This is a genomic window from Streptomyces sp. BE20, assembly GCF_036322525.1.
Lineage (GTDB): Bacteria > Actinomycetota > Actinomycetes > Streptomycetales > Streptomycetaceae > Kitasatospora.
Genome location: NZ_JAQYWW010000474.1, coordinates 68,933 through 87,116, shown reverse-complemented (window position 1 = coordinate 87,116; position 18,184 = coordinate 68,933). Strand labels below are relative to the sequence as shown.

Here is an 18,184-nt window from a genome sequence, read left to right as displayed (position 1 = left end):
GGCGGCGCGTACCGCCTGCGGGGCGGCCGTCAGGTCGTGGCCCGCGATCCGGGCCTGCCCGCCGTCGGCGCCGATGAGCGTGGAGAGGATCTTGACGACGGTGGTCTTGCCGGCGCCGTTCGGGCCCAGCAGGGCGAAGACGGATCCGGCCGGGATACTCAGATCGATGCCGTCGAGCACGGTCTTGTCGCCGTAGGACTTGCGCAGACCGGTGGCGGAGATGGCGACGGGCGGCTGCGGGTCGCCACCTCGCCTGGGCGTGGGCATGACAGACGAAGGCACGGGGCCCTCCCGTTCGGGGCTGAAGCGGAGCTGAGGGAGTCGGTGGGGTGAAGCCGGTCCTGCCGCGGGCGTCAGGACCTGGCGCGAAGGATGTCGATGTTGCCGTACCGGGTGCGGGCACGGACCTCGACCGTCTCCTCGGCCTGCTCCGGGGGCGCGGAGTCGGTGAGCGTGTTGCGCACCTGCCCGGAGCCCGAGCTGACGTCGAGCCAGGCGGCGGTGCCCTTGCGGACGCCGACCTCGATGGCGCCGTAGGAGGTCTCCAGCTGGACGGCGCCGCGGACCACCTCACCCACGCGCAGGGTCCCGTGGGCGGTGGTGGCGGCGACCGGGCCCAGCGCGCGTCCGATGCTGATGTCGCCGTTCGCCCCGCTCACCCGCAGGTCGCCGGTCGCGGTGTCGACGGTCGTGGTGCCGTGCGAGTTCTTCAGGACGGCGGGGCCGTCGACGGTGCCGACGCGCAGACTGCCGGAGCTGGTGGTGATCTCGGCCGCACCCTCGATCCGGTCGACGGTGATCGAGCCGTGGGAGGCCGTGAGCGTCAGCGGACCGGTGGCGTCGAGGCGGACGTCGCCGGACGAGGTCTTCACCCGGGTCTCGCCGAGCCGGCCCTCCCCGAGGACCTGGGTCCACGAGCCGGTCATGACGACGTGCGAGCCCTCGGGCAGCTCGACCGTCACGTCGACGACTCCGGGGCGGCGGAGCGAGTTGCGCTGCTTGGGGGTCCTGACGGTCAGGGTGCCGCTCGCGTAGACGACCTCGGTCCGCTCGGCGGCCCGCAGATCCTGGTCCTTCTTCGGGTCGCGGGGCCGGACCTCGACGACGGTGTCGAGGCGGTCCGCCGCCGTGAAGCGGACGGAGCCGGCTTCCACGTGGGCGGTGACGGAGATCGGTTCGGGAGTGTCGAAAGAAGGCATGGCTGTACCGTCCTCGTGGGTCTCGGCAGCGTCCCCCCTGGTGGGACGCAGTACGTGGGTGGGGTGGTGCCGGCGGGCGCGTGGCTAGCGCACCCAGCCCGTGATGCTCTGTCCGACCGTTCGGGTCCTCTCCGTCGCCCGCGGGCGCGCGCCACCGTCGACCGCCACCGACACGGCCCGCACCAACCACGCGTTGACCGACAGGCCCTCACGGGTCGCGGCCTCCTCGGCACGCGCCTTGAGGTGCGCCGGCAGTCGCAGGTTGACGCGGGCGGTGCCGCCCTCGTCCCCGTCCGCGGACACCTGCACCCGGAACGGCTCGGCGGGCACGACGGGCGCTTCGGCGGGGCCGGCCGCCGACGGCGGCGTCACCACGAAGTCGGGGTCCAGTCCGCGCAGCCGCACGTCGACCGACCCCGGGGCGAGCTCACGGGTGACCTCGTCCATCGCCGCGGAGAGCACGTTGAGCAAGGTCAGACGAGTCGCCGACTCCAGCGGCAGGGTGAGCCGCTCGGCCAGCTCGCGGGCGCCCTCCCCACCGGCTTCGGCGGCCACCGCGAGTTCGCGACGGAGGTTCTCGACATACGGGGTGAGGTCCATGACGCCATGGTGGCACCACGATGGCGCCATACGCAAGCCCCTGCGGCACCCCGCGTGGCGCGGCCTCTGGGAAGACCACTCTGACCTGGTGAAACATGAAACCGGGAACCCGGATCGGGCCGACACCGCGCGGGCACCACCACCGCACCGGCACAGGGTGACACCGGGCGGCGCCGATGTGGCGCCGAATGGCACCACGTCGCACCATCGACACCAGCCACGCCCGCCGAGCCGGCGGAAGTGCTCGCACAGCCCGAACGGGAACGCGTCCTGCATCGAGGCGGCCGGCTTCCCCGGCGGGCTACGGGTACGCGACTCCGAGCAGACGGACACGGCCCGCGCTTCACGCCCCGGGCCCGGCGGCGGAGTCACCACGCCGTCGGGAGTTGTTGACCACCGACCCGGACGAAGGCCCCCCGGGCAGGCCGGCGCGCGCGTACGTCGGCGCCGTGCAGTGCATGACACGGTCGGGGAGGGCCGAACGTCAACCCGTTCGCGTCGAGGGAGCGGCCTCGGCGGCGGAACGACCGGTCAGCCGGTGCGGCCGGCGGCTCTCGATCCCGGGGTCGGACGCGCGAGGGTCGTCATCGCGCCGTCCGACGGCAGGGCGGCCCCGCTGCCGCGAGGGGCAGGCGGGACCGCCCGGCGGCCGGCAGCGGGGCTCGTCGGCGCGGGTACGTCAGCGGCCACGACGAGCCCGGCGGCTGCCGGACGGTGTACCTCTAGAGACCCTGCCAGGCGGGCTTGGCCGCGTAGGTGTCACGGAAGTAGTCGGCGAGCTTGAGGCCGGAGGCGGCCGCCTCGTCGACGACGACGGTGGCGTGCGGGTGCAGCTGCAGGGCCGAGGCGGGCACCAGCGCGGACAGCGGACCCTCCACCGCGAGGGCCACGGCCTCGGCCTTGGCCTCGCCCGTGGCGAGGAGCACCAGGTGGCGGGCCTCCAGGATGGTGCCGATGCCCTGGGTGAGCACGTGGTGCGGCACCTCGTCGAGGCTGTCGAAGAAGCGGGCGTTGTCCTCGCGGGTCTGCCGGGTCAGCGTCTTGATGCGGGTCCGGGAGGCGAGCGAGGAGCACGGCTCGTTGAAGCCGATGTGGCCGTCGGTGCCGATGCCGAGCAGCTGGAGGTCCACGCCGCCGGCCTCGGCGAGCGCGCGGTCGTAGTCGGCCGCCGCTGCGGCGATGTCCTGCGCGTTGCCGTCCGGGCCCATGAAGGAGGCCTCGGTCAGACCGAGCGGACCCACGACCTCACGCAGGACCACCGAGCGGTAGGACTCGGGGTGGCCGGCCGGGAGGCCGACGTACTCGTCCAGCTGGCAGATCCGGGCGCGGGAGGCGTCGACGGTTCCGGCCTCCACGCGGGCGGCGAGCGCCTGGTAGATCGGCGTCGGGGTGGAGCCGGTGGCCACACCGAGCAGGGCGTCGGGCTTGGCGGTCAGCAGATCGGCGATCGCTGCGGCGATGAGGCTGCCTGCGGCGGCGGCGTCGGGCACGATCACGATTTCCATTGGTCCACCATTTCTGGAGCGACAGTGAGGTCTAGACCATTCTGTCGTGAATCCCGCCCCCAGGTCCATTCCGCTCCCGGGGTTATTCGAGGCCGGGGCCGGTGCCGGCCCCGACGCCACGCTCCGGGCGAAGGCGACGCGCCCCGTCGAGGCGCCCAGTCGAGGCGCCCGATGAGACACCCGATGAGACGCGTCTCGTTGACGCGCACATGTTCCCCGGCCGCCGCCGGTGCCGTAGCGTTGCCGTGTGAGCGCGCACCCGTCCCTCAGGTACGACGCCGTGATCGTCGGCGGTGGACACAACGGACTCGTGGCGGCGGCGTACCTGGCGCGCGCCGGACTCCGGGTCCTGGTGCTCGAACGGCTGCCGCACGTGGGCGGGGCCGCGGTGTCGGCCCGCGCGTTCCCGGGAGTCGACGCCCGGCTGTCACGCTACTCGTACCTGGTGAGCCTCCTGCCGCACCAGGTCGTCCGGGACCTGGGGCTGCGGCTGGACCTTCGGCGGCGCCGGATCACCTCGTACACCCCCACCCTCCGCGACGGGAAGCCCACCGGGCTGCTGGTGGACGCGGCCGATCCCGGCCGGACGCGGGAGTCGTTCCGGGCCCTGACCGGGACGGAGCGGGAGTGGGAGGCCTGGCAGCGCTTCTACGGGATGACCGGGCAGGTCGCCCGCCGGGTGTTCCCGACGCTGACCGGGCCGCTGCCCTCGCGCGCCGAGCTGCGCCGACGGGTCGCGGACGACGCCGCGTGGGAGGCACTCTTCGAACGGCCGCTGGGCGAGACGATCGAGCGGACCTTCGCCGACGACCTGGTGCGCGGAGTCGTCCTGACGGACGCGCTGATCGGCACCTTCACCCACGCCCATGACGCCTCGCTGCTGCAGAACCGCTGCTTCCTCTACCACGTGATCGGCAACGGGACGGGCGACTGGGACGTCCCCGTCGGCGGGATGGGCGCCGTGACGGACTCCCTCGCCGGGGCCGCCCTGGCAGCCGGTGCGGAGATCCGGACCGGCTGCGAGGTCACCGCCGTCGCCACCGCCGGCGTCGGCGACGCCGAGGTGTCCTACCGCCACCGGGACGGGGAGGCGACCGTGGCGGCGGGCCGGGTGCTGGTGAACGCCGCCCCCGCGACCCTCGCCCGCCTGCTGGGCGACGATCCCGGGCCGGCCCCGGAGGGCGCCCAGCTGAAGGTCAACATGGTGCTGCGCCGACTGCCGCGTCTCAGGGACGTCTCCGTGGACCCCCGGGAGGCGTTCACCGGCACCTTCCACATCGCCGAGGGCTACCGCCAGTTGGAGACGGCCTACGCCGAGGCGGCGGCGGGCCGGGTCCCCTCGGCTCCGCCCTCGGAGATCTACTGCCACACCCTCTCCGACCCGTCGATCCTGGGTCCCGAGGCGATCCGGCAGGGGTTCCAGACGCTGACCCTGTTCGGCCTGCACATGCCCGCACGGCTCTTCGCCGACCCGGCGGCCAAGGAGCGGGCGCTGGCGTCGAGTCTGGCCCGGCTCGACGCGGTCCTGGCCGAGCCGATCGCCGACTGCCTGGCGACGGATCGCGAGGGCCGGCCCTGCCTGGAGGCCAAGACGCCGCTCGACCTGGAGCGGGAGGTCGGCCTGCCGGGCGGTCACATCTTCCACCGGGATCTCTCGTTCCCCTTCGCCGCCGACGAAGCCGTCGGCGAAACGGCCCAGGACCCCGGCGACAGCCCCGCAGCGCGTTGGGGCGTGGCGACGGACCGCCCCAACGTCCTGCTGTGCGGCGCGGGAGCGATCCGCGGCGGTGGCGTCAGCGGCATTCCCGGACACAACGCCGCACAGGCCGTCCTGGAGGACCGGGCCCGGTAGCCCCCGACGCACCGGGTCGTCGCGGGCCCGGTTCAGCCCGGCAGTACCCTGGTCACGCCCTCCGGGAGCCGGGGCCACCAGTGGTCGTAGCGGCGGTAGACGCGGGGCTCGCGGTCGGCCAGCAGTCCCGCCAGGGCGCGGGCCTCCTCGGCCAGGCCCTCCCACGCCCCGGCGGAGAGCTCGTGGAAGGCGGTGGCCTCGATGCCGTTCTCGACCGGTCGCCAGACCCCGGCGACGTGACCGTCCACCAGCAGGGTCGGCAGCACGTCACCGTTGTTGCGTATCACCAGCCGCCGGTAGTCCGGCGGGATCAGCCGGCTGCGGTCGGCGTACGCGAGCAGGACGCTGTCCCACATCGCCATCAGGCGGGGCGGCGCCGGGGTGTCGGCCGGCGGGCGCGGGGCGTCGGGAAGGTCGAACAGGGCTGTACCGTCCGGCCCTTGGAGCTGCTCGACGGCGCCGGCGGCCTCCAGCACGCGCAGCGCCGTACGCACCGGCGCCCGCTGCACCGTGGCGAACTGGGCGACGTCCGCGACGGAGGCCGGCCCGAATCCGGCCAGGTACCTCACGACGAGGATCTCCAGCGCCTCGGTGTCCACCTCACGGCCGCCCGGTCCGGTCCGGGGCTCCTCCGGAGGGTGGGCCGCGACGAAGGAGGGCCGCGGGCCGAAGGACCACGGACCGCCCGTGACGGCGTGCACCAGCGGCGCGTACGCCCGCAGTCCCCACCACGCGCCCGCCTGCCGCTCGGCGCCGAGCCGTTCGCCCAGCCAGGCCTCCATCTCGCCGTTCGCGTGCGGCTGGTCGGCGAAGGACAGCAGCGACGGCACCAGCTCCTCGGCGTCGGCCGGGGTGAGTCCGGCGGCGGCGAAGCGGTTCCCGAGCCGGGCGGCGTACAGTGTCGGCCGCATCGCCCGGCGCAGGACCCGGTAGTCGTCGGCCCGGACCGCGTGCAGGGTGATCCGCATCAGGGTCGCCTTGAGGATCCTGCCGTCGGCGAACGCGGCGTCCAGCTCGGCCGGGGCGAAACCGTCGATCCGGTTCCACAGCGCCAGGTAGGGCGAGGCCGGGTGCTGCGCCTGCAGCGCGACCACCCGGCCGAGGGCCTCGACGACGTCCAGCGGCTCACGTCGCACCAGCAGTTGGCGGCCGAGTGTGGCCCGGTTGAGCTCCCGCGCAGTGATCTTCACGATCGAGCATTGTGCCGCCCGCCGCCGCACCGTCGCCACCGGGCCCGGCCGGGCCCGCCCGGCGCGTCCCGGGGCGTCCCTGGTCCCCCCGGCGTCCGGCCTCGGCGGAGCACGCACAAAAGGTGTGGCCCCCGGGCACGGGGCGCGTTAGCCTCGGGACCATGAACGTCATGGGCCGAAGCACCACCGCGACCGCGCGAGCGACCAGCTCGCCGGTTGCCGCCGCCTGACGTATCCCGTCACTCCCACCGGCCACCGGAAACGGTCCGCCGGTGGCTCCACGCGTTCGCGCCCCGGTTCCGTCGACCGGGCGGACCTGTTCTCCGGTGCCCTTCCCGCCGTTCCGCGAAGGAGCCCACCCCATGCACAGCGATCAGATCGTCCGCACGTTCACCGAGTACTTCGAGGAGCGCGGGCATCGCCGGATCACCGGTTCGACCCTGCTGCCCCCTCCCGGCGACCCGGTGCTGTTCACGACCTCGGGCATGCACCCGCTCACCCCCTACCTGGAGGGGCGCCCGCACCCCCTCGGCAGGCGACTGGTCAACGTCCAGCGCTGCCTGCGCACCACGGACCTCGACGAGGTCGGCGACCGAACGCACCTGACCGTCTTCGAGATGCTCGGCAGCTGGTCGCTCGGCGACTACGAGGGACCGTCGAGCCTCGACTGGGGCTTCGGGCTGCTGACCGAGGGGTTCGGCATCGACCCGGGGCTGCTCCACGCCACCGTCTTCGGCGGCGACGACCGAACCGGCCCGGACACCTCCTCCCTGGAGCTGTGGCAGGAACGCGGGGTGCCGGTGGAACTCACCGTCGAGGACAACTGGTGGTCCAACGGACCGACCGGCCCGTGCGGCCCGGACTCGGAGATCTTCCTGTGGACCGGCGACACCCCGCCGGAGTCGACGCCGACCGGCGACGACCGCTGGGTGGAGGTGTGGAACCACGTGATGATGCGTCACCGCCGCCTCGACGACGGATCTCTCGTGCCGCTCCCCCAACGCAACGTCGACACCGGACTCGGCCTGGAACGGCTGGCCTCGCTGCTGCAGGGCCGGACGTCGGTGTTCGAGTGCGACGTCTTCGACCCCTGGCGCCGGCTCGTGCCACCGCTGTGGCAGCTGGACGAACCGTCACTGCGGCTGGTGTGCGACCACCTGCGCTCCGCCGTGGTCGTGATCGGCGACGGGGTGCGCCCGGCCAACACCGGCCGCGGCTACGTCCTGCGCCGGCTCGTGCGACGGGTGCTCACCGTCCTGCGGCGCGACGATCCGCGGCGCGGGCTCGGGGACCTGCCGGACGAGCTGATCCGGCACACCCTGGACCGGTTCCGCCAGGACGTGGGGCAGGACGTCGTGCGGCGGGTGCTGCTCGACGAGGAGCAGCGCTTCGGCCGGCTGCTGGAGCGCGGACGGCGGATCCTGGCCCGGCCCCGCTTCCACGGACCGCTGGGCGAGGAGGACCTCCACTACCTCCACGACACCCACGGCCTCCCGCGCGAGCTCGTCCTGAGCCTGCGTCCGGAGTGACGGCCCAGGGCGTACCGGGCGCGGGGGCGGCGATCAGGGCTCCCGGCCCGGCGCCCCGGAATGCCGGAGTGTCGGGGTATCGGGATGCCGGGGTGTCGGACCGTCACGGCCGGTGCCGGCCTCGGGTCAGGGGCGGTCGGCGGCTCGTTCGGGCCCGCTGTCCAGGCGGACCGCTCCGTGCAGCAGCAGCCCCGCGGCCCTGGCCTCGTCCAGCCGACGGGTGAAGACGCCGATGCCCTCCTCGGTCCCCAGCTCCATCAGGTCGGGCGGCCAGGTGCCCGGTGGCACCAGGATCACGATCACCCTGCCGCGCCCCTCGGCCGCCGACACCCACCCGGGCGAGGCCCGGACCTCGGAGGCCGGTTCCCAGACCTGTCGGCCGCCCACCAGCACGAGCCGCGTCAGCAGCGATCCGCGCACCTCCATCACGGCGGTGGTGGCGGGCGGCTCCCCCGCCGCCAGGACGAACCCGCTGTCCACCACGCTCTCGACGAACTCGCCGTACAGGTGCGGGCCGATCTCCACGATCACCTCCGCGAAGGGCACCCCGGCCGCCGACTCGTGCACCGCCAGCGCCCACACCATCGGCGCCGGTCCGGCGCCTTCCACGTCTTCCGCCATGCCCTGTCAACGAGCCGGACCGGCAACCGAACCGGGCAGGCCCGGAACGGCGCGCAGGGCGGTGCGGGGCGGCGGCGCGCGGAGGTCCGTCGACCTCGCGGACCCCGCCGCCCCGTGCGCCTTCGTGTCACCGAGGAATGTCCGCACGGCATTCCGCGGTCCGCGCCGCGGACCTCACAGGACGGAACAGCTAGAGCGGCGCGGCGTCGTCGGCCTTGAACGGGCCTCCGTGGCCGGGCACGATCAGGTCGGCGGCGGCCAGCACCCGCAGCCGGGAGGCACGCAGGACCTCACGGTCAGGAGCGACGGGGTCGTCCGCCGGGCCCTCGGAGTGCCACCACAGGTCGCCGGCGAACGCCACCACGCCCGCGCTCGTGCCCACCAGCAGCGTGATGTCCTCGGGGCTGTGCCCCGGGGTGCGGATCAGCCGCAGCGACGGGGTGAGTTCGTACCCCTCCGCGTCCCGGTTCCGCCACCGGTCGTCCGAGTACTCCACCTTGTGGTCGTGCACCGTCGCCCGTCCGAACAGGCCCACGTTCATGGTGTTGTCCGGGTGGTGGTGGCTGAGCACCACGTCGGTGATGTCGTCCGGGCCGAGGCCCAGTTCCGCGAGCGGGGCGAGGATGCGGTCACGGCTCGCGACCATGCCCGGATCGAAGATCACATGGCGGCCCGCGTCGGATATGTAGGACACGGTGGCGGCGACCCCGGGGCCGGTGGAGCCCACGTAGCCGGTGGTCAGGATGGTGTATTCGGCGCTGCGGCCGATCGGTGCGTCTGTCACGAGCACGATCATTCCGAATGAACGGGCCGCCCACCAGTGGCTTTACCTCGGACGATCACGGACTTCGCACCGCCCGGGCAGCGCCCCCACTCCCCCGGCCCGGCCCCGTCGGCCCACAACAACCGTTCCACGTAACGATCTTGACGCCGTCTATCGCGGACGGACCGTCTGTTCGGCCGTGGTTCCGCAGGGGTGGCAGGTCCAGGTGAAGAGCGCCGGGGAGTCGGGGGCGGAGAGGATGCCGTCGTAGCTGGAGTGCCCGGGGCCCGCCGAGGCGGCGCCCCGGCGGTGGTGGGCGCCGTCCGGGAATCCGGCCTGCAGGGGGCGCGGTGTGCCTTCGGGGCGCCGGGAGCTGAGGTCCCACGCCGGGTCGTCCACCAGGTCGGGAGTGCCGGGGCCGCCGGCGGTGCCCGGGGAGTCGGGGGTGGCTTCGAGGTGCGTGAACAGCAGGTTCCGGATCCGGAGGAGCCCGGTGTGCCACACCTGGACCGGTTGGGGGGCCGGTGGCGGCAGGACCGCCGGCTCGACGAGCCACGCGGCCGAGGACGACGGCGTCACCGGCGAGTCGAGGAACACCCCCAGGGACCGCGGGAGATCCGGGTGGTGGACGGCCATCACCAGCCGACCGGGGTCCCGCACGGGGCCGAAGCTGCAGACGGTGAACTGGACGCCGTGCTCGGCGTCGCCGAAGAGGCCGGGAAGGGCGAGCAGCGCGTCGCGGCGGCCGGGCTCCGTGAGGTAGACCAGCCAGGGCGACACGGATCCGGCCGGGCGCGGCGGACCCGGCCGGCGTTCGAGGGCCAGGACCGTGAACAGACCCGACGGGGTGTCCAGGACACCACCGTGGGAGAGGCGGGCACCGGGCTCGTCCAGGAGCGTCTCGGGCGCGCGGAGGACACGCAGGCCGCGGCCGGGGGTGCTGGTCTCGCTCATGTCGCGAACGTAACGGCGTGCCGGTGCGGCCGCCAGCGGTCGCACCGGCACGCCGACCGGGCGGGCGCAACGGCCGACCGCGCCGCGGACACGGCGGCCGCGGTCCGACATGCCGCGCCCGGCCCCGGGTCACCGGCCGGCGGGTGGCGGCGCGGGAGACTTCCGAGGGGGTCGAACGAGACGGAGGGTCCAGCCGTGAGCAGTGCCGCGCCATTCCACACGTGGGACGTTCGGGAGGCGGGCCCGGCCGACGCCCCGCACCGGGTCCTGCTGCTGCCCGGCGGGCTGTGCAGTACGGCCTTCTACGAGGACATGACGGCCGCGCCGCCGCTCGCCGACGCACCGATCCGCCTGGTGGCGGCGACCGTCCCGGGCCACGCCGGGACGGTTGCGCCCGCGGACGTGTCGATGGAGCACTACGCGGCGATCACCGGTGCCTTCGCCGCCGAGCACGGCTGCACGGTCGTGGTCGGTCACAGCATCGGCGCGAACATCGCCATCGAGATGGTCGGCGGCGGGCACTTCTCCGGCCCGGTGGTGCTGCTGTCCCCGACGTTCTCGCGGCCGGACGAGTCCAGGGCGCTGGCGGTCGCGACGGCGATCGGACGCGTGCCCGGTCTCGGGGCCGCGGCCTGGCCGGCGATGCTGTGGCTGGCGCCGAAGGCACTCGCGGACAGCATCCCCGAGCGGCGCAGGCCGGCGCTGCTCGCCGATCTGAGGAAGAACTCCGCGCCGTTCTGCCGCCGGGCGATGGCCGAGTACTTCGCGTACCTGGACCGGCACGGTTCGCTGGTGCCCAGGCTGTGCGGCTCCGGTGCCCGGGCGTGGGTGGTGCGCGGCGACCGCGACGAGGTGGGCCTGACCGACGCCGAGCACGCCGCGCTGGAGGCCTGCCCGTCCGTGACCCTGGAGGTGGTCCCGGACAGCGGGCACCTGGTGATGGTGGAGCAGCCGCACGCGGTGGCGCGTCTGATCGCCGACGTGGTCCTCGGTCCGGACCGCTGACCGTCGGCGGGCCCGGCGGCGGCACGCACGGCGACGGTCGCGCGCGGGGCGGTGGCGCGCAGCACGGGGCGCGCGGCACGGGGCGCGCGGCACGGGGCGCGCGGGGCGGTGGCGGGGGCACCCCGGGCCCTGATGCGCGGACCGACGCAGGGGCGGTCAAGATAACGAGAGACGAACGTTTCGCCTCCGCCCGTCCTCCGCCCCGCCGCCGGGCGTCGCCGGTGAGGCACCATGGCGGCCCACGAACCACCCCCGGACTCCCCAGGATCACCGTGCCCGCACCCCAGCTCGCCGCCTCCGCGCTCGCCGGAGCGGTCCTCGCCCTTCTCGCGGGCTGCGCGGGCGGAGGGGCCGGCGCCGGAACGGCCGACCCGCCGACCGCGGTGTCGTCCCCCGCGAGCCCGCCCGGCGCCTCCACGAGCTCCTCCGCGTCCGGCGCCGGCCCCTCGGTCACCGGCTCCCCGGCCCGGGCTGCCACCCCCACCGCGCCGTCGGCCACCGCCGCGCCGTCCGCTCCCGGCGGCACCGCCGCCCGCACCGGCACGGCCGTCCTCGCCATCCCCTCCATCGGACTGGCGGGGCTGAAGGTGGTGCCCTACGAGGGCACCACGGACGACGCGCCGGGGACCCGGATCCAGAACGGCGGGGTGGCGGCCAGCCCCTACGGCGAGCAGGGCGGCGTCGGCCCGGGCCAGGTGGGCAACTACCTGGTCACGGCGCACCGGCTCTCCGCGGGGAGCCCACTGCGGGACCTCCCCGCGGTGCGCGACGGCGACGTCGTGCTGGTCACCCTGGACGGCACCGCGTACGAGTACGTGATCACGGGCACCAGGGCCACGTCGTTCCGCTCCCCGCGTTCCCTGGCCGAGCAGCGCGCGGCCGTTCCGGGGCGTCCCGGCGAGGCGGCAGTCCAGCCGATGGTCACCGTCTCGACCTGCGCCACGCCGGAGGACAACGCCGCGGGCAACCGCTGGCGGGACGCCAACGGCAACCCCGAGCACCGGATCGACAAGATCGGCGTCCTGCGCGCCACCCGGCCGGCCGGCTGAGCAGGCGCGGGCCCCTGATCGCGCCACCGGCTCCCGGCCCCGGCCGTCAGCCGACGCCGAGGGTGAGTTCCGCCGTGTGCAGCCGTCCCTCGGTCTGGAACTGCAGGAACACCCGCCAGTTCCCGGGCCTGCCGAACATCGCGTAGAAGGTCAGGTCCGGCCCGCCGCGGTCGCCGTCGACCCGGTCCGTCGGGTGAAGGTGGGCCAGCGCCCGGTCTCCCTCGTGGAAGGCGGTGAGGTGGGCGTAGCTGCCCAGATAGGGCTGGAGGGCGTCGACGGGTCGGCCGTCCCGGCTGACGGTGGCGGTGAGCCGGTGGGCGCCGGCCGTCGGCTCGCTCCGGAGGGCCACCGTGTAGCCGTCGACCGTGGTGGTGCCGGCCGGGGCCGGCAGCCGCACCGGGACGGCCTCGCCCGGCACGGTGACGGTACGGCTGAGCACGATCTCGCTGCCCCGCCGCGAGCGAGTGTCCGGGAGGAACGAGGCGTACATCCGCCAGCCACCCGGGCCGAGGGCGGCCAGGTCGGCGGTCCAGGTGCCGTCGGGGGCCATCACCGGGTGCAGGTGCTGGAAGCCCGTGAGGTCGCTGCGGATCGCGTAGAAGTGCAGCTTCCTGGTCTGGTGCTCGACGAACTCGGTGACCGTCCGGCCGTCCGGGCCGGTGAGGGTGAACGGGTAGGCCACCGCCCGGCCGGCGGGCAGCTCGGTGAGGTGCGCGTCCAGGCGGTAGCCGTCGCGCTCGGCGGTGAGGCCGTCGGGCACGTCCGGGACGACGGGGGACGCGTCGGTCGCGGGCCCTGCGGGGGCACCGGGCATCGCCGTCGCGCCGTGGTCCGCCGCCGCCCGGCCCCCGTGCCCGGCGAGGGGGGACGACGCGCCGGCCGGGGGGACCGGAGGAGGGGCGGACGACGCGCAGGCGACGAGTCCGAGGAAGAGCAGCACGGGCACGCAGGAGGCCAGTGCCCAGCCGCGGGAGAGCGAACGGACGGAGGCGGGCATCGGCAGGTCCTTCGCGTACGGGCACGCCGGGGGGCGCCCGGGTGGGCAGGTGCGCGTGGCAGGGGCGGTCACCACAGCACAGGAGACCGCCCGACGACCGCCGCGATAACGAAAAGTTCCGCCCGGCGTCCTCCCGGCCGGGTCGGTACTCGCCCGCCGTGCCCGGGCGGCGGGCCCCCGCTACACGCCCGTGGGGCCGACCGGGGCCGCCGGGCCGGCCAGGACGGTGGGGTCCCCGGCGAGGTCGGCGAGCAGGGCGTCCAGCTTGGCGCGGTCGACCGAGGGCATGAGGAAGACGTGCACGTAGCTGCGCCGGGCGGTCTCGTCGCCCGGGACCGTCAGGACGTCCTGGGAGGAGAGCGACCACTTGGCCACCAGCTCGGGCCCGGGCCGCCGGAACCGCACGGTGACGGCGCCCGGCGTGCGGGCCGGCCAGAGCGCGACGCCGGTGCGCCGCTCCAGTTCCAGCAGACGGGACTCCAGGTAGCCGGCCAGTTCCTGGGCCGAGCGGATCCGGTCCACCTGGTCCCGGTAGGAGTGCCGGGACAGGTGGTCCCAGAGCACGAGCGGGGAGAACCCGTTGCGCGAACCGGCGAAGGTGGTGTCCGGTGCGCCGATGTAGTCGGGCTGGGACGGCGGCGAGATCTGGTACTTCACCTTCGTCATGTAGATCCCGCACGGCCACGGCGCACCGGGCCACTTGTGGCCGCTCATGGCGATCGAGGAGACCATGTCGACGTCGCCGGACCGCTCGGTGGGCAGGGTGAGTCCGAAGTCGAACTCCGGTATCGCGGCCTCGGGCGACCAGCCGTACGCCGCCGGGTCCTGGGCGGCGAGCCGCAGGAACGGCGCGTAGCCGGCGCCCAGGGCGCCGTCGACGTGGATCCAGAAGCCTCGGCGCACGTCGGACAGCGGCTCGCCGGTCCGCGGGTCGGTGCCGTACACCACCTCGCGCCGGACCAGGCCGTGGCGCTCGAAGATCGGCAGCAGGCGCTCGCAGACCCCCCGGACGTCGTCGTGGGCGCCCTTGAAGGTGCTGCCGAGGTTCAGGCCGACGAAGACCGGGTGCCCCTTGGCGGCGAAGAACTCGACCAGCGCCGCGAGGGCGTCGACGTCGATCTCGCCCGGACCGTCCCAGGACAGGCCGGACGGGCCGGGGCGGGAGGGCACCTCGGTGGGCCAGGCGCGGCGGCCGGTGACCGGATCGGCCAGCGGGCTCTCGTCCGGGTACCGCTCCAGGCCGACGGCGTGGAAGGTCTCGACGCCCAGCACCTGGACGGCCTTGGCGAAGGAGTAGTGGGTGTCCTCGGAGTAGAACGCGACCGGTCGGTGCGCGTTCGGGTTGTACCGGTCGGGCGTCGCCCGGACGTACCGCAGCGCGTCGAGGGGGGCGGCCGGTGCCTGGATCAGCGCCTTTCCGCTCAGGTAGTCGCGGGCGTTCCAGAGCGCGTACATGTTGCCCTCGGTCGACCCCATGGAGAGCATGTAGCCCCAGTACGACTCGGGGTCCGCGGGGTCGTGCGGGCGCCGGGCATTCCACAGCGTCGCGTAGTAGTCGAGTACGGCGCGCTCGACGACCTTGGTGTTCGGCTTGTAGCCGCCGCTCCGGAACGGGTCGCCGAGGTTGTTGATGTTGTTCGGCATGAACCGGGCCAGGTCGAGCGCGCAGCCCTGCATGTCCTGGGTGGCCTGGTAGCCGACCAGGTGCCGGCGCTTGCGCGACAGGTAGGCGTCGACGGTGTCCAGGGCGCGCACGCGCCGGGCGTCGTCCAGCCCGCTCTCGGGGAGCGCGAAGTCCCGGCCGTCCAGCTCCGGACCGGGGTCGGCGGCGGTCGCGGCGGCGAAGGTGGCGGTCGGGCTCATGGGCGCGGCACTCCCGGGTCATCGGTCGGCCGGTCCGCGGACGGGGATCGGCCGAGCGGCGAAACGGCGTTCGCGGCTCGCCGACAGAATGGAACTTCCACGCGCCGGGTGGAAGATCCCCCGAAGAAGATTCGGTTCCGGTGCGGGAATCCTTGCGAATCGTCGGAACCTGCTGGGATTCTGTGCGCCGTGCCGAACAATCAGCAGGCCCGCAGGACGCCCGTCGACGACATCGACCGGACCATCATCCGCGCCCTGGCCGACAACGCCCGGATGCCGAACAACGCCCTGGCCGAGGCGGTCGGCGTCGCGCCCTCGACCTGCCTGGCCCGGGTGCGCGCGCTGCAGGAGCGCGGGATCATCCGCGGGTTCCGCGCGGACGTCGACCCGGCCGCGATCGGTCTCCCGCTCCAGGCGATGATCTCGGTCCGGCTCCGGGCGCACACCCGGGAGCAGAACGAGAGCTTCCGCAGCACCGCCCCCGACCTGCCCGGCGTCCTCGCGGTCTTCCACATGGCCGGGTCCGACGACTACCTGCTCCACGTGGGGGTCGCCGGCCCGGAGGGCCTGCGCGACTTCGTCGTGGACAACCTGACGACGCATCCGGCGGTGGCACAGACCCGGACCAACCTGATCTTCGAACAGATAGCCGGCCGCCGGTACCTGGCTCCGGAGCAGCGACGGAGGACAGTCGCGGACACGATCTGACCTACACGGCTCCTACGGTGGTTCCTGTCGACGGAACGCACTACCGACGAAGGCGGAGACCATGAACGACATCACGACCCTCGACCGGGCCACCACCACGGAGGCCGCGCCGGTCGCCACCGGCGAGCGGGCCGACCTGCTGGACATGCTCGCCCAGCAGCGGGGGTTCCTGCGCCTCACCACCCAGGGCCTGACCGACGAACAGGCCGGGCGGCGCACCACCGTGAGCGAGCTCTGCCTGGGCGGGCTGGTCAAGCACGTCGCGGCGGTCGAGCGGGGCTGGGTGGACTTCATCCTGTCGGGCCCGTCCGCGATGCCGGACTTCACCGCCATGACCGAGGCCGACTGGACCCGGCGCGAGAACGAGTTCAAGCTGCCGCCCGGGGAGACGCTGGCCGGTGCGCTGGCCGACTACGCCGAGGTCGCCCGCCGGACGGACGAGCTGGTCGCCGTGCTCCCCGACCTGGACGCCTCGCACCCGCTCCCCAAGGCCCCCTGGTTCGAGGGCGACGTGCGGTGGTCGGCCCGCCGGGTCCTGCTGCACATCGTGGCCGAGACGGCGCAGCACTCGGGCCACGCCGACATCATCCGCGAGGCCCTGGACGGCGCGAAGAGCATGGGCTGAGCTCTCGCCCGCTCCGGCGCGCCCCGCGACCCGGCGTCGGGCCGGGCCGGCGGGCAGGCCCCGGCCTCCGGAAGCGGCGCGCCGAACCGCGCGGCCACCGGAGGCGGCACGGGTGACGGGTCAGTCCGGCGGCTCACCGGGGCCGGGGTGCCCCGGATCGGGCACAGGACGGGGCCGCGTCGGGCGGGGCGGTTCCGGTGGGGGCGCGGGACTGCCCGGGGGCCGGGGAGGGTCGGGCGGAAGGGGCGGCCGGATCGGCTCGGGCGGTTCCGGGTGCGGCGGTGTCCCCGGCGGGGGCGAAGGGTTCGTGGTCATGGCGTGGTGCTCCTCTCCGGTCCGGGGCCGACTCCGCCCGGGACCAGCGTTCTCTCTCGGCCGCGTCCGGAACGGAGGCCGTGGTGCCGCGGGTCCGACGACCGGTCAGGTCCGCGCCTGCACGCCGGGGTCCCGCAGGACCGACCGGCGCTCCTCCGCGGAGAGCCCGCCCCACACCCCGTACGGTTCACGGGCGGCCAGGGCGTAGCGCCGGCACTCGATGCGGACGGGGCAGCGGGCGCAGACGGACTTGGCGGCCTGCTCGCGCTGCTCGGCGGAGGATCCCCGCTCGTTGACGGGGTGGAAGAACAGCCTGGTGTCGGCGGAACGGCAGGCACTGCGGAGCTGCCAGTTCCAGTGGTGCTCGGACGCCCCGGGCAGGCGGGATATGTCGGTCACGGCGAGTTTCCCTCCGTTGGCAGCGGTCGACACCACCCGTCTAACCGCCCTCAGGACTTTCATGCCCGCCGGATACGGGAGAACGTGGACCGCCGCCCGGACGGCCCCCGCCGGTCCGGCGAGGGCTGTCCGGGCGAGGGCTGTCGGGGCGGGAGCCGTCGGGGCGGGGGCCGGGACTCAGTTCACGTGGACCGGCGGGCTGCCGGCCCGGCTGGTGTCGACCAGCGGCCCGTAGGTGGCGGAGAAGTACCCCTCGCCGGGACAGAGGCCCGACCCGTCGCTCTTGACGAAGCGCTCGTTGCGGAAGGCCAGGCCGTGGGTCGCGTTGTCCGCGGTTCCGGTGAAGGCGCCGCTGAGCCGGTAGGTGCAGGTGAGGGTGCCGAACCAGGAGTTCAGGACGGCCGAGGCCTGGATCGGTCCCGCCGCCCCGGGGGTGAGGACGACCGGGAGGCCGGCGCCGCCGCCGACCGCCACGTGGTACGCGAGGTTGCCGACCGTGAGGCTCCTGACCGACGTGACGCCGGTGACGTTGGCCGTGCACGAGCCGAAGGTCAGCCCGGTCAGGGACTCCGTCGCGGTGCCCGGCGCGGCGGGGTTGCCGAGCACCCGTGCGGTGAACGGCGAGATGCCGCAGCTGACCCCGGTGGAGCCGTCGGCGGTCGAGGAGAAGGTGGCCCTGGAGCCTGCGGCGAGCGGGGCGACCAGGACGTCGCCCACGGCGACGGCCGGCCCGCCGGCGCCGCCGGTGGTCAGCACGGACACCTCGGCGGCCGTGCGGGAGGCGGCGGAGGCGGGGGCGGCGCCGGCGGTCAGCGCCGCGGCGACGGCCACCAGGGCCGGAAAGGTGCGGGTACGCATGGGAAAGCCTCGTCTCGGTGAGGGCGCGAGAAGGCGGACGTCCGACGCTCGCCGGACAGCCGGGGACGTCACGGCGAGCTGACTACGTTGTAGGACCGTGTCCGCACACCGTCAAGGAGCTGGACCGCACTTGCTGACAATTCGTCAGCAAG

18 protein-coding genes are annotated in these 18,184 nt (G+C 74.4%); 6 read left to right on the top strand and 12 right to left on the bottom strand.

From position 1 onward, the window contains the following. The 4 genes from PUR61_RS06585 to PUR61_RS06570 form a co-directional block, all read right to left on the bottom strand. The coding region (locus PUR61_RS06585) for an ATP-binding cassette domain-containing protein (protein WP_329876616.1) at positions 1-267 on the bottom strand (267 nt) is incomplete at its 3' end. Positions 268-353: 86 nt separating this feature from the next. Continuing rightward, positions 354-1,199 carry a DUF4097 family beta strand repeat-containing protein gene (locus PUR61_RS06580; RefSeq protein ID WP_329876600.1) on the bottom strand — a complete coding sequence of 282 codons (846 nt, stop codon included), beginning with the start codon at positions 1,197-1,199 and terminating at the stop codon, positions 354-356. 84 nt (positions 1,200-1,283) lie between these two features. Beyond that, on the bottom strand, positions 1,284-1,799 hold the full coding sequence (locus PUR61_RS06575) for a toxin-antitoxin system HicB family antitoxin (protein WP_329876598.1): 516 nt from the start codon (positions 1,797-1,799) through the stop codon (positions 1,284-1,286). A 722-nt stretch (positions 1,800-2,521) separates the two neighbouring features. Beyond that, on the bottom strand, positions 2,522-3,304 hold the full coding sequence (locus PUR61_RS06570; protein ID WP_329876596.1) for a glucosamine-6-phosphate deaminase: 783 nt from the start codon (positions 3,302-3,304) through the stop codon (positions 2,522-2,524). A 247-nt stretch (positions 3,305-3,551) separates the two neighbouring features. On the opposite strand from PUR61_RS06570, the gene PUR61_RS06565 reads away from it, so the two are divergent. Continuing rightward, positions 3,552-5,156 (top strand): phytoene desaturase family protein, encoded by a 1,605-nt coding sequence (locus tag PUR61_RS06565; protein WP_329876594.1) that lies wholly within the window; start codon positions 3,552-3,554, stop codon positions 5,154-5,156. 32 nt (positions 5,157-5,188) lie between these two features. Here PUR61_RS06565 and PUR61_RS06560 read toward each other — a convergent pair whose 3' ends face one another. Beyond that, the gene (locus tag PUR61_RS06560) at positions 5,189-6,346 is read right to left on the bottom strand and encodes a winged helix DNA-binding domain-containing protein (protein WP_329876592.1); all 1,158 of its coding nucleotides are present in this window, start codon (positions 6,344-6,346) and stop codon (positions 5,189-5,191) included. Positions 6,347-6,708: 362 nt separating this feature from the next. Here PUR61_RS06560 and PUR61_RS06555 point away from each other — a divergent pair, with 362 nt between their 5' ends. Beyond that, positions 6,709-7,875, top strand: a complete 1,167-nt coding sequence (locus PUR61_RS06555) for an alanine--tRNA ligase-related protein (RefSeq protein ID WP_329876590.1) — start codon at positions 6,709-6,711, stop codon at positions 7,873-7,875. Positions 7,876-8,001: 126 nt separating this feature from the next. Here the strand turns inward: PUR61_RS06555 and PUR61_RS06550 are convergent, their stop codons facing one another. The 3 genes from PUR61_RS06550 to PUR61_RS06540 form a co-directional block, all read right to left on the bottom strand. Then, entirely contained in the window at positions 8,002-8,496 is a 495-nt protein-coding gene (locus PUR61_RS06550) for a hypothetical protein (protein ID WP_329876588.1), read from the bottom strand. Between the two features lie 190 nt (positions 8,497-8,686). Next, the gene (locus PUR61_RS06545) at positions 8,687-9,280 is read right to left on the bottom strand and encodes an MBL fold metallo-hydrolase (RefSeq protein WP_329876586.1); all 594 of its coding nucleotides are present in this window, start codon (positions 9,278-9,280) and stop codon (positions 8,687-8,689) included. Positions 9,281-9,430: 150 nt separating this feature from the next. Continuing rightward, positions 9,431-10,213, bottom strand: coding sequence for a hypothetical protein (locus PUR61_RS06540; protein WP_329876584.1), 783 nt, complete (start codon positions 10,211-10,213; stop codon positions 9,431-9,433). Between the two features lie 195 nt (positions 10,214-10,408). Here PUR61_RS06540 and PUR61_RS06535 point away from each other — a divergent pair, with 195 nt between their 5' ends. Both PUR61_RS06535 and PUR61_RS06530 read left to right on the top strand, forming a co-directional pair. Beyond that, the gene (locus PUR61_RS06535) at positions 10,409-11,218 is read left to right on the top strand and encodes an alpha/beta fold hydrolase (protein ID WP_329876582.1); all 810 of its coding nucleotides are present in this window, start codon (positions 10,409-10,411) and stop codon (positions 11,216-11,218) included. A 272-nt stretch (positions 11,219-11,490) separates the two neighbouring features. Then, a complete protein-coding gene (locus tag PUR61_RS06530; RefSeq protein ID WP_329876580.1) occupies positions 11,491-12,267 on the top strand; it encodes a sortase domain-containing protein in 777 nt (258 codons plus the stop codon). A gap of 46 nt (positions 12,268-12,313) precedes the next feature. On the opposite strand, the gene PUR61_RS06525 is transcribed toward PUR61_RS06530, so the two are convergent. Both PUR61_RS06525 and PUR61_RS06520 read right to left on the bottom strand, forming a co-directional pair. Further along, complete coding sequence (locus PUR61_RS06525; protein ID WP_329876578.1) at positions 12,314-13,264, bottom strand: hypothetical protein; 951 nt, start codon at positions 13,262-13,264, stop codon at positions 12,314-12,316. Between the two features lie 180 nt (positions 13,265-13,444). Further along, positions 13,445-15,127, bottom strand: a complete 1,683-nt coding sequence (locus PUR61_RS06520) for a histidine decarboxylase (RefSeq protein ID WP_329876576.1) — start codon at positions 15,125-15,127, stop codon at positions 13,445-13,447. A 189-nt stretch (positions 15,128-15,316) separates the two neighbouring features. Between PUR61_RS06520 and PUR61_RS06515 the strand changes: the two genes are divergently transcribed. Beyond that, positions 15,317-15,835 (top strand): Lrp/AsnC family transcriptional regulator, encoded by a 519-nt coding sequence (locus tag PUR61_RS06515; protein ID WP_329876574.1) that lies wholly within the window; start codon positions 15,317-15,319, stop codon positions 15,833-15,835. A 61-nt stretch (positions 15,836-15,896) separates the two neighbouring features. Then, positions 15,897-16,460 carry a DinB family protein gene (locus PUR61_RS06510; RefSeq protein WP_329876571.1) on the top strand — a complete coding sequence of 188 codons (564 nt, stop codon included), beginning with the start codon at positions 15,897-15,899 and terminating at the stop codon, positions 16,458-16,460. 420 nt (positions 16,461-16,880) lie between these two features. Here the strand turns inward: PUR61_RS06510 and PUR61_RS06505 are convergent, their stop codons facing one another. Together PUR61_RS06505 and PUR61_RS06500 are read right to left on the bottom strand one after the other, a co-directional pair. Continuing rightward, entirely contained in the window at positions 16,881-17,174 is a 294-nt protein-coding gene (locus PUR61_RS06505; RefSeq protein ID WP_329876569.1) for a WhiB family transcriptional regulator, read from the bottom strand. 177 nt (positions 17,175-17,351) lie between these two features. After that, a complete protein-coding gene (locus PUR61_RS06500; RefSeq protein WP_329876567.1) occupies positions 17,352-18,032 on the bottom strand; it encodes a Tat pathway signal sequence domain protein in 681 nt (226 codons plus the stop codon). Positions 18,033-18,184 lie beyond the last annotated feature (152 nt).